An 11525-nucleotide genomic window follows, 5' to 3' on the forward strand; every position below is an offset into this window, starting at 1 on the left:
ATGGCTGATTTCGATCCTACGAACTTCACGCTATTGGTGGTCGAAGACCACGCATTTTCTCGTAAAGCATTAATCAATATGTTAGTAAAAAATGGTTATGAAAACCTATTGAGTGCCAGTAATGGTGAAAAAGCGTTGGACAAACTCAACCATAATCAAATTGACCTGATTATTACTGATATTAATATGCCAAACATCAATGGGTTAGAGCTAATAAAAATGGTTCGTGAGGGCAAAACGTCTGTCGCTAAAGACACCAGTATTATCGCTGTCACAACCTTGTCAGATACACCCACCATTTCCGCATGCATGACTTTAGAGGTTGACTCATTTTTAGTAAAACCGATTACCGTCAGTAGTGCTCAACAACAAATAAAAAATGCGGTGTCTGAGCCTAAGTGCCTCTATCAACAGCATCTCTATCATAGTGTCTCTACCGCCGTTACCTTTGAACAAGTAAATAGCAAACCCGATTCTACCTCTCCACGTATATCGGAAGTGTCATCCCATATAGTAAAAATAGAGAAGTTATCGGAATTAAAAGAAGGGATGGTGCTTTTAGAAGATATCCATGTTATTTCTGGTGGCAGCTTAGTCAAGGCTGGCACAACACTCAATGCTAAGCTCTTGCGCCGACTGTTTGAATTGGGCAATGTGATTAAAATTAATCCCATCTGCGCCCGTGTAGATCAAGCGCAGATGGTGACTTAACTATGGTTGTTTATCAAAAACCTTTACCCCTTTAGGAACCTCATACCAGTCTTGTTTTTCGCTGACCCAAACATGCACCGTTGGTTCGAATACCTTATGATCGTCAGGGCTGCTGGATTTTAACTTTAACTTCAGTGTTGACGGAGCGTCTGGATTAAAATGGTAAACACGATTGCCACAGTCTGGGCAAAACATAGCGTAGTTTTTATTGCCGCTGTCAGCTATACGTCGCCACTCTTTGAGTTCACCTGTAATTTCAATGTCTTCATTGCTCACAACAGCGGTCACGCTAAAAGGCGCCGTAGATAACTTCTGACACTCAATGCAATGGCATGCAATCACCATCTTGGGCGTTTGATTAAGCGTGTAAGTAACATTGCCACACTGACAGGCACCTTGTACTGGATAACTCATTAATGGTTCCTCCTGAACATCAAATAATGCGATCACTAAAGAAATATAAAAAAACAACACTTTAGCGAAATAAATAGCCACAAATTACTCTGCAAGCGAAATTAAATCCATCAATAATCTGCCTGTATCTTGAACCGTTGATAACCAACGTACAATAGAGTCAATATAAACAACTTAACTACGGATCAATAGCGTTAGTTTGATATGACATGCATTTCTCACGCTACACCGACTGACAAGAGCTTGATGATGATTTTGGTTCAACCGTTAACAAATTAAGCATCACGGTTGCAATAACAATCGCGATAATAATAGAAACCAAACGCATGAGCTCTGCATTCAAAGGCTGACTACCTTGATAGGAGAGTATTTGATTCACTAATACAATAAAATTTGTAAATAACAATTGGTAGATACTCAAACGACACTGTCGACGAATGGCATAACACGCCAGTTGCAGGCCCAAAAAGCACGTAACACCTAATATTGCCCACATGGGTAATCCGAACGAATGCAATAACATGATCGGAATAGTCATCAATATACCTACCGTCGTGGCAATCAAGCGGTTGTTGCGAAAGATTCGTTGGTCACGTGAAACAGGAATTTTGATCATACTGCCTACCGTAATCGCAATCAGTAATGTTTGCGGGCTACCCGTGCCAATCAATGCGAACAGAGCAAGCAACAACGCCGTCGTTTTGAAGGCAATGATGCCAAGATGGATTTCGGCACCTGCCATGTCTTGCTCATCGGGTAAAATATCTTTCTGATCACCAGGAAAAAGTAGAAAACTCACGTATGTCACAACTAAGGCCGTCAAGAAGGTATTGAGCATCACCAATGGTAAATTAGCAATCGAAGTATCAAATTGCAGATTCACTACACTCGTAATAATCACAAATAACAGAGCAAAAGTTGCAAGCATGTCTTTTGGATCTTTATGACTACGGTAAAAGCTCCAAAAAAGAATCAACCAACAGAACAAAACAAAACCTGTTAGCGAGTCAACTAACAATTCTCCTATCGCAATAACCCCAAAACTCACCACAAAAATCACAGCGAGCAACTTGAGCATCATATCCAGCGGCGGCCGTGATGGCATGATGGTGAGAAAAATCACCACAAACATTGGGGCCAACACTGGAAAAAAGGCCCCTTGAGAAATTAAATAAAACAGCAGTAAGGTTGGGGCAAACACCAACCGAATGACTGGGTTTGCCGCACTACGAAACATAAGTCCAAATACTCAAAATTCTCATCCAAAGACTCGCTAACCACTGACCCACCGTACTTTGCTCGGTGTAAAAGGCCACCGTTGCTTGTGAACCATAGCGAATATTGGTCAGCTCTTCAGGGTTATCAAAGATAATGTTGATTGGATAACGTTGCGGGGTAAAACTGCTGGTTTTTGCATTCAAGAAGCCAGTCGTTGGATCGATATCATTGCTGCCACCAGTGCCCCAGCCGATGCTATCAACCTGACCACTTAGCACTCGTCCTGGTAATGCATCAAGAACAATTTTCACCACTTGTCCTGGACGGATATGTTCGATGGAGTTTTCACGCGCCAGTGCCGAGATCCAGACGCTTCGAGGGTCAATAAAAGTTAATAATGGCGCACCCGCAGTGGCCGTTTGACCAACCGTAAGCTGCATATTCGTTACAACCCCCCGAGACGGTGCCAGCACTTGCGTTCTTAACAAATCGAGTTGCGCTTTCTCTAAGCTTGCCATCGCGGCAAGTATTTGCGGATTGTTGCTGCCAGTCGGTCCTAAGTTTTGCTCTGCTTGAACTAACGAGGCTTGCGCCGCTTCAAGACCTGCCTGAGCACGATTTTTTGCTTCAATCGCGTTATCCAGATCTGCTTGGCTCAACACACCGCGCGAGGCAAGTTCGGCCGTTCGATTGGCTTGTTCTCTTGCATTATCACGCGCAGCGAGAGCATCGACGACTTTTGCTTGAGCCACTTCCACCGCTGCCGTACTTGCCCCTATATTTTGTCCGGCAATGGCAAGATTGGCTTGCGCTCCCTTTAACGCGACTTGGTAGTTGCGAGGGTCGATTGTCAGCAATACCTGACCCGCCTCAACGATTTGATTGTCTTCGACATTGACATCGACAATATTTCCAGAGACTTCTGGCGCCACTCTGACTAAGTAAGTGTGTACTTGAGCATCACTAGTAATTGGTGTGACACGGTCTGACCATAGGCTATAAAGCCAAATAACCAAAACAGCAGTAATGATGTAAAGACTGAGCTTGCGTGAGGATTTTTCTGCAACAGACATAAGAGCTTGATGGAATTAACGAAATAGATGGATTAATTATAAGTCATTCGCTCTTTGAAATCATAGAGCTATATAACATTTTTCGCCCCTATATTTGCAATGCCAGATATACACATTGGTCTTTTGTTTATATAACAGCCATTTCAAACAGAGTGTTTGTTCGTGTTTTACCTTTACGCCTGATAACGTATCAGTTGCAGAGTGATTTGTTGCTTATCAATTATTTAAAGCAAGGCACTTTGTGTACCGCTTTTTTACAATTTTGCCCGTGCCCCCCAAGCCGGGCTTTTTTTACTCTCTTTATAATTAGGAGCTGATTCCAATATCCTTCAAGTCATATCACCATTAATAAACACGGCGTTTCATTTCAATTAAATGTCAATCTTGTCAATATCAAATCAGCTTTACACAACGCAAAATATTTTAGTTGCTGGCCCAAGGTCGATTGACGCTTCAGCATAAGAATATGATGGAAAGCATACCCACTTAAGAATATAGAAATGAACTGACAGCCCCATATTCGTTCTGTTAGGAGAAAATTAATGGCAATACCTAGAGATACCAAAGCGAAATTTATAGAAAAGTCACGACATCGATGGGGCGACCGATTTGGCTATGATCAGGTTCACTATGTCAATAGTCGAACTCCGGTACTATTGTTTTGTAAAGAACACCAAACGTATTTCCCGCAAACCCCAAAAGCTCATTTCATGGCTAAGCATGCGTGTTGCCCTATATGTTATGAAGAACTTGCAGGAACATTTCAAAATGCATGGCGTCAACAACAAAAAAATGATGTTTGCGGTCAAAGATTCCGAGGGCTTATGCATCAAGTGTTTGCAGAATGAGGATATATCTACCTTGACCATAAAAACAATTAGGCACGCTTTAATAGCGTGCCTAATATTGATTTTCTAGTTGTACATTACGCTCTTAAATCATAAAGGAACACATCTATCAATGTATAACCACGCAACTGAATATAGATCTATTAACGTTTGTTTTGCTCTGTGACCGTACCTACAAAAGCACCTGTTCCTTCTTTAACTAAGTGTTTTATGTTGGTCATTATTTTTTCCACTATCATATGATTAACTCCTTGATTTTGATATTTTGGAGCAACAATGACATCTTGAATACAAAAGTATAATGCACCATCTCCAACAACACGTCCTATACCGATCACTTCATTGTCAACTAATGCACAAACTGAAATCAAAGAATTATTCAACGCTAAACTTGCACGACAGTTATCAATGACTTTCCAACCAATTAACTTCCTCAATTCATTATATTGATTGACAGTAGGCACTCTCACCTGAACTCTGATCTTAATATTACTCATACCATTATCACCATAAAATTGCTTCAACAACTAAGTTCAATAGTTATGTGGTTATGCACTCGTTTTCTATTTCTCCATCTTTCAATAACGTCAAATAGGCCTTTGAAACCATGTTTAACATTTTCTTCTTGGGATTCATTTTGTGATAAGACATATAAACAGGAAGCTCAAGACTATCTAGATCTTGCAACGATTCAATGTCAATCCCTTCGATAGAAAATGCACGAAATGAGGCATTATTCAAAAGCAATATGAGTGGTAACTCTTTAGATACCTTGAATAAACTGTCAATATCTGGAAGGATAAGACGCGGCATTTTTTTTATTTTTTTACTACAATCCTTTTGGCACTGCTCAATAAAATCCACGATAACATTATTATTGCTAGAACTACCTAGATCTAGCATTGCCAAATAGCTTATACCGTCATTGTCTAACTCATCTCTGTTAACTACCCGATAAAAGGAATATTTATCTGTATATAGTTGCTTATTCTCGATTGCACCGGACTCAAATCGGTAATAAGATAACACCATATCTAAGTCGCACGCTCTAAGCTGGCTATGCATTTCTTGTTCATTGAAATGCTCACTAGTCACGGTTACCGATAGTAATTTATCTTTGTCTTCTCTATAATGATAATAGTGTGAAATGATTTCACCGCTTAAATTCATCTTAATTTGTGGTAAAACACAGGCTTTAATAACCTCGTGATTCATATAACAATTTAATTGATGAGATAAATTAATTAACATTGAGTTTGTATCAACTTCTTGATATAGACGACAGCCTTCCTTGGTTGGTTTGAAATCATTTTTGTCCGAGTAAAACAACTTCTTCTGGACTATCTGTTCAAGTTCATTGAGGGAACGAGACAGTCGACATAATGGAATGCCAGTTTTTTGCGCCGCAGTTCTCAATCCATCGTAACGGTAGATTGCCTCGAAGTGAATTAAAAGTACTGATAAACTTGATATGTTTTGCATATAACATCCTTTCCACTGACCTAACGATTTATCGTATTGTCCTTCATCGTTTTTCTTTTACTTTTTCTGTTTTTTCGGGTGAACCTAAATCAATCTTTTTCAGTTTTTATTTTAACATCAACTAATATTGACAAAAAAAACACTTACGACAAGTAAACGCAATGTTTCAATTAATAGTGTTTCATGAGTTTTGATTGATATTGATTGATATGTGGTATGTGATATGTGATAGACGATAAGTTGTTTGTATTTATGATGTGATTTTATTAGTGTAAAGTATTTGTCTAAAGATTAATTCAGATTAATTACATTCTTATTTTTAATTAAATTTTACAAACAATTTTTACTGATTGAATATAAGCCTACCTAAGAACCAAAAACCACTTTGTTGATATCGACTATATGTAATAAATTTAATAAAGGACTTCACGAAAGTTATGAGTAAACGTTAAACAACATACACAGCCAAAACTAAGAATTTGTTTTATTAGACTTTTATTTTTCAAGATAAGGCCTGAATAGAATAAATAATGGTTACATTTATTCTATTCAGGAAAGAGGGAGATAATGCCATAGACTTCCGAGTATGAATACGACACTATGCTATTGAAAATATAAATCACTGACTATTGATTCACATTGCATACCTCTTTTTTCTTAGAGTTATCATAAAACCATTTTACTACAGGCTTATTATGTAATGCAGCTTTGGTTGTTACAAAATAAAGCATTGACGACATAAATGGCTCGCGCTCATAAACAAAATCTTCTTCAATATTTTTTAGATTATCAGCCAAGCAGACACCTACGAATCGAGTTTCTTTAATAACCTTATAGTAATGAGAGACATTTTGAGTAATGAATCCCACCTGATTTTCAGGTGCTACTCCAAAGTATTTTTGAAAATCCACACCAGTTTGACCCAACCAAGAGTATTTAGCGAATTTTGTCGATTCATTGATATCATCTGATCCAATTGAGTCGTAATACTTTTTAGAGGCAATGAGCGATGTTTTATGCTCTCCAATTCGTTCAGAAACAAAGCTTATAGAGTTATTGGGTTTGTAATCAATCATAAAGTCCAGTTCACCGTTAACCATAGCCATATAGGCCTCCTCACTGGAGCTAAACCTAAACCCTTCATTAATTACAAGTTCTGTACCAAATTCATGGTTAAACTTTACCAATTTATCAACTAAATTAAAAACTGACATCTGAGGTGGAATCAGTGCATTGACATAACGACCATTTGATTTAAACAGACTATAGCTATTTACTAACTCACCATTGTTTACTGTTAACCGTTCATAAAGAGAATGTGCGTATGCTGTAGGGCGAAACTTACCTTTTACATTAATAAATAGTTGTACTCTACTGTCTTCCTCTAATTCCTGAATAGCTCTTGAAATTGTAGCTATGGACATACTTAGATTTGCTGCTGCTTCACGATAGTTACCCTGTTCGTATAACTCATTAAAGATAATTATGTTCTTTAATTGCTTCCTCACAATTACACACCTTGTTACAAAATTTTCGAGACGAATTTAATTGACAGGACACTCATCGAAGTTAGCGTTTAGTTATTTCTTTTTCAGGATAATGTCAACTATTTTTAGCATATTAACTCTAATATTAAAAAACACATACAAATCAGTTGCTTTATGATTAAATAAATTACAATCATGTATTTTTCATGGGAATTTATTCTACACCCCATAGTAGAACTATCCTCACTCACATTAAAAAAAAATATAAGATCGACAGTTTGAGATACAAGATAATTATTATTTTATTACTAGACATTCAAAAAACATTAAACTCTAAATACCTTAGTCAGTTTCTAAATATATAGTCCTGATCTTTCGTCCACATCGGATAAGATAACGCAGGAGTTGAATGTATGTAACTCAATGTGTCATTGGTTACTAAATCTGATGCATTCAACATAGCTCAATGGTGATATGGTTAGCTGTCAGGAAAACTACTATGTCGCGAAAAATGAGCCAGTCGTATGGAATGCCATTTGGTTCTGTGATGAAGTTTCTTGCCCTTAACTGACTAGAACGACGCTGCCTCAACGTTAATTCGCGAGTCAGACATATACCTACATTCCTATCATGGGTACAAAGTCGGGTTACCCCACACTAAGATTGAGCTCTGTGAAATGTTTTCATACTAAAAAATCAATTGAGGTTGTGAACGTACGGAAACAAAAAAAGGGATCTATGGTGTGATGCCAAGACCCCTTTTTTGAAACATTGTGTCAATCTAAACGATTACTAATCAGTAATCGATACGCATGAAACACTATTTTGGTCACTATTAATGTGATTCCCCAACGTTCCATTCGACAAAGAGATCGTTTTATAATTCATTTGGTTTATATATGTTGTTGATGACCAATACCATTCTGTTGTAGGCCAACCTAACCTCTCGGACAATTTACCATGTTTATCAAATAGACCATTCAATTCATCTATCGTTGGCATCCTCCAATTATCTCTTCCTGCGAAATTCAAACTCGCCAAATGTGCACAATACCTATCAGATTGCCTATCGTCAGTAATTGCATGCCCACCGTTGCCGTTCATAACGAACTCAGCAAACTTTCCGTTATTACTATCTATCTCACTAGCATAAGTTCGGCCTGTGTTAGTTTTAGTTTGATCTGCGCTGTAGCCTAATGGCTCAAGAAACTCAATTGAAGGTGTCGAGGTAAACCAATTACCTTTGCTATCATCAGCCACTTTCAAACAATTACCTGCGGCGTTATTGGGATCCTTATCATTTATTTGATCACCACAAATAGTGGTAACCACTGGCGTTGACGCAGTAATCAACACATCCAATCGATCGTGCCCACCTTGTAAACTGCCCGAGCCCTTCCAAGATATGGTAATGAGCGTACCACTCTCATCCAATTTTTCACTGTCTATTGCACTTGTATCTAGCTCTCCCGTCACTGGATTAATCGTCACCCCTAGTTCCGTTGCAGATTTACTAATACTCCAGACGCCTAGCGTCTCATCATCAGGAACCGTAATATCGTTGCCATCTTCTAGTTGAACTGTGCTTTGCGCTTTGACGCTTTCACCCACAAGAATCTGGTTATCTACTAATGGTACGCCATCTTTCAGTAACACTACCTCCGTACTTGAAACCTCGGCCAAAGTCACCATAAACGCTTTATCTTGAACTGTTTGGCCTTCAAACCAACCGTCATCAAGGAAAGTCGCTTGAACGAAGAAATCTTGCTGAGCTAAAGTCAACGCCTCTTCCACATCCGGGATGGTCACTTTCCCTTCGCTGGTCGGGTTTAACGCTTCAACCTTGTTGTCGCTTGAATCAACCACACTCCAAGAAATATGGTTCGCGTCCGGCATATCTAACGTGGTTTGAGTTTCGTCGGTCGTACTGAGTTCAAAGGTGACGCTTGCTTGCAACGACATTCCTGGCGTCACTGCCTCGTTATCAAGCACTAAATCGACATTCTCTACGTTTTGCGCCGATATCGGATTATCTTCATCGAAGTCATCCCATCCTTCGACATTTTCCTGACCCGCGAGGTAACCATCACCGTCGTTGTCCGCAGCCCCATCGTTGACTGGGTTGTTTGTATCGTTATCATCCCAACCTTCAATGGTTTCCTGTCCCTTTTTGAGACCATCGCCATCATTGTCTTTATTGCCATCTTGTGCCGGGTTACTAGGGTCGTTTTTACCCCAATCATTTATCTCTTCTAAACCATCTTTGATGCCGTCACTATCGCTGTCTAGGTGTCCCTCTTGAACGGGGTTGTTGGCATCGTTTTTATCCCAACCTTCAACGGTTTCCTGACCATCTTTAATTCCGTCACCATCGCTGTCTAGGTCACCGTCTTGCACTGGATCATTTGAGTCACTTGGGTCAGTGCCATTGTCGATTTCTTGTTCGTCATTGATGCCGTCCCCATCGCTGTCACATACCGCATAACCTGAACATACGGAACCTCCCCCAATTGGCGGCCCACTATTATCCTCGTGGCCACATGCACTCATTAGCAGCGCCACCATTAATGGTGCCACCTTTTTTATTTGCTGTTGATTAACGAACTTCATACTATAAAAGCTTGTTGCATAATCTTAGTTCCAACCACCGAACTGGGAGTGTGGCTATTTCATCTCTGTGTTTACATGCAATGCCATTCACCATTTCATTCGAAGTGATTTGTTATTTAGAGGACCATCAAGGACATGTTGCGGTCGATTGATTGTTGACAACCAGTAAAACTGACTACAGTTACACTCACTGAAGCCATGCCCGTTTTTCCTAGTAACGAAAGTGTTACAGGACAGAGGCAGCTTGACTATTGAACGATGCGTTCACTGTTTGGAGGGGAACTTTTATAGGTATGTTCATTAAAAAGGGCTCTGCGGCATAGCGCCCAGAGCCCATATTGCTAGTTGCTAGTTGCTAACAAAAGCTAGTATTACTAACCTCCGGTCGACATACATGAAACATGATGTAGTGTACCACCGAGGTTATTTTCAACTCTACCTGATGACAAAGACAGTATCTTGTATTGTTTCGGTGTGAGATGTGATGATGTCCAGTGCCAACTTGCAGGCCAACCTAAAGTTGCATCGACTTCGCCATGCTTCTCCATCAGACCTTGTAACTCTTCAAGCGTTGGTATCCTCCAATCATCTCTTCCTGCGAAACTCAAACTAGCCAAATCAGCACAATACCGTTCAGATTGCTTATCGACATCAGTTGCAGACTCCATCGTAAATTCAGCAAATTGACCATCTTCTGGATGATTAATTCCAGTACCAATATGCAAATCCGCATAAGTTCGACCTTGGTTATCATCGCTCCTATCTTCTGTATACCCTAAGGGTTGAAGAAATTCAATTGAAGGTGTCGAGGTAAACCAATTACCTTGATTGTCATCAGCTACTTTCAAACAGTTACCTTTTGCAATAGTTGAATCGGTATCATTTAGCTGACCACACATCGGACCAACTTTTGACTTGGAAAGCAATACCACAAAACTATCGTGCCCACCTTCTAAGCTGCCTGCTCCGGTCCAAGATACCGTAATGTTACTGCCATTTTCTCCTAGCTGTTCAGGGCTCACTTTACTGGTATCAAGCTGACCCGTTACCGGATCAATCGTTACCCCTAGATCGATTGCTGTCTGATCTAGGCTCCATTCACCTAAGGCTGCATCAGCCGGAGCGATAATCTTACTACCATCAGCCAAATTAACTGTACTTTGCGCAGTAATGTTATCTCCGATGGAAATTTCGTTATTCGCTAGTGGCTGACCATTTTTTAAAAGCGCTACTTGAGTACTTGAAACCGACGCCAAAGTCACTTTAAAACTCTCTTGTTGGGGAGCCTGACCAGCAAACCAGCCATCATCAAGGAAAGTGGCACGCATTGCCAAGGCCTGACTAGCAAATTCAAGCGCACTTTCTGAATCAGGAATGATGACATACCCTTCCGTGGTTGGCGTTAACCCGACCACTGTATTTCCCTCACTATCTACGATACTCCAATTCACATGGTTGGCATCCGCGAAGTCAAGGGTACTGAAGGACTCTGGTCCTCCTTGCACCTTAAACTCAATCAGGCCCTGCACACCCATACCCGGTGATACGGTGGTGTTATCCAATTTTAAGGTCGGGTTCTCTACCTTCTCTGCCGCAATCGGATTATTCGGGTCGTTATCATCCCAACCTTCTACCGTCTCTTGCCCCGCAGGGAAACCATCGCCGTCCTTGTCGGCAGCCCC

10 protein-coding genes are annotated in these 11525 nt (G+C 40.1%); 2 read left to right on the forward strand and 8 right to left on the reverse strand.

The window, feature by feature from the left end; translation table 11 throughout:
* Positions 1-711: a response regulator gene (locus BS19_RS16505; protein ID WP_038176774.1), complete on the forward strand. Its 711-nt coding sequence runs from the start codon at positions 1-3 to the stop codon at positions 709-711.
* On the opposite strand, the gene BS19_RS16510 is transcribed toward BS19_RS16505, so the two are convergent.
* The 3 genes from BS19_RS16510 to BS19_RS16520 form a co-directional block, all read right to left on the reverse strand.
* Entirely contained in the window at positions 712-1125 is a 414-nt protein-coding gene (locus BS19_RS16510; RefSeq protein WP_038176829.1) for a GFA family protein, read from the reverse strand.
* A gap of 223 nt (positions 1126-1348) precedes the next feature.
* Positions 1349-2362: a DUF2955 domain-containing protein gene (locus BS19_RS16515; protein ID WP_038176777.1), complete on the reverse strand. Its 1014-nt coding sequence runs from the start codon at positions 2360-2362 to the stop codon at positions 1349-1351.
* Positions 2352-3416 carry an HlyD family secretion protein gene (locus BS19_RS16520; protein WP_038176780.1) on the reverse strand — a complete coding sequence of 355 codons (1065 nt, stop codon included), beginning with the start codon at positions 3414-3416 and terminating at the stop codon, positions 2352-2354. The genes BS19_RS16515 and BS19_RS16520 overlap by 11 nt, the downstream gene beginning before the upstream one ends.
* Before the next feature lie 542 nt (positions 3417-3958).
* Here BS19_RS16520 and BS19_RS16525 point away from each other — a divergent pair.
* The gene (locus BS19_RS16525) at positions 3959-4264 is read left to right on the forward strand and encodes a hypothetical protein (RefSeq protein WP_038176781.1); all 306 of its coding nucleotides are present in this window, start codon (positions 3959-3961) and stop codon (positions 4262-4264) included.
* Between the two features lie 143 nt (positions 4265-4407).
* On the opposite strand, the gene BS19_RS16530 is transcribed toward BS19_RS16525, so the two are convergent.
* The 5 genes from BS19_RS16530 to BS19_RS19655 form a co-directional block, all read right to left on the reverse strand.
* A complete protein-coding gene (locus BS19_RS16530; RefSeq protein ID WP_157631201.1) occupies positions 4408-4761 on the reverse strand; it encodes a GNAT family N-acetyltransferase in 354 nt (117 codons plus the stop codon).
* Between the two features lie 43 nt (positions 4762-4804).
* Positions 4805-5746 (reverse strand): helix-turn-helix domain-containing protein, encoded by a 942-nt coding sequence (locus BS19_RS16535; RefSeq protein WP_038176782.1) that lies wholly within the window; start codon positions 5744-5746, stop codon positions 4805-4807.
* Between the two features lie 626 nt (positions 5747-6372).
* The gene (locus tag BS19_RS16540; protein WP_038176783.1) at positions 6373-7254 is read right to left on the reverse strand and encodes a LysR family transcriptional regulator; all 882 of its coding nucleotides are present in this window, start codon (positions 7252-7254) and stop codon (positions 6373-6375) included.
* A gap of 771 nt (positions 7255-8025) precedes the next feature.
* Positions 8026-9843 carry an Lcl C-terminal domain-containing protein gene (locus tag BS19_RS16545; RefSeq protein ID WP_051686564.1) on the reverse strand — a complete coding sequence of 606 codons (1818 nt, stop codon included), beginning with the start codon at positions 9841-9843 and terminating at the stop codon, positions 8026-8028.
* Positions 9844-10217: 374 nt separating this feature from the next.
* Positions 10218-11525 (reverse strand): Lcl domain-containing protein (locus tag BS19_RS19655; protein ID WP_169739025.1); only part of this gene is annotated, 1308 nt, incomplete at its 5' end.

It is taken from the genome of Vibrio pacinii DSM 19139 (assembly GCF_000711795.1).
In the GTDB taxonomy this organism is placed as follows: domain Bacteria; phylum Pseudomonadota; class Gammaproteobacteria; order Enterobacterales; family Vibrionaceae; genus Vibrio; species Vibrio pacinii.

Bases quoted from the DNA above. Each gene is read 5' to 3' on its own strand.
- BS19_RS16515 (WP_038176777.1), bottom strand. From the start codon at position 2,362: ATGTTTCGTAGTGCGGCAAACCCAGTCATTCGGTTGGTGTTTGCCCCA.
- BS19_RS16505 (WP_038176774.1), top strand. From the start codon at position 1: ATGGCTGATTTCGATCCTACGAACTTCACGCTATTGGTGGTCGAAGAC.
- BS19_RS16535 (WP_038176782.1), bottom strand. From the start codon at position 5,746: ATGCAAAACATATCAAGTTTATCAGTACTTTTAATTCACTTCGAGGCA.
- BS19_RS16530 (WP_157631201.1), bottom strand. From the start codon at position 4,761: ATGAGTAATATTAAGATCAGAGTTCAGGTGAGAGTGCCTACTGTCAAT.
- BS19_RS16545 (WP_051686564.1), bottom strand. From the start codon at position 9,843: ATGAAGTTCGTTAATCAACAGCAAATAAAAAAGGTGGCACCATTAATG.
- BS19_RS16510 (WP_038176829.1), bottom strand. From the start codon at position 1,125: ATGAGTTATCCAGTACAAGGTGCCTGTCAGTGTGGCAATGTTACTTAC.
- BS19_RS16520 (WP_038176780.1), bottom strand. From the start codon at position 3,416: ATGTCTGTTGCAGAAAAATCCTCACGCAAGCTCAGTCTTTACATCATT.
- BS19_RS16525 (WP_038176781.1), top strand. From the start codon at position 3,959: ATGGCAATACCTAGAGATACCAAAGCGAAATTTATAGAAAAGTCACGA.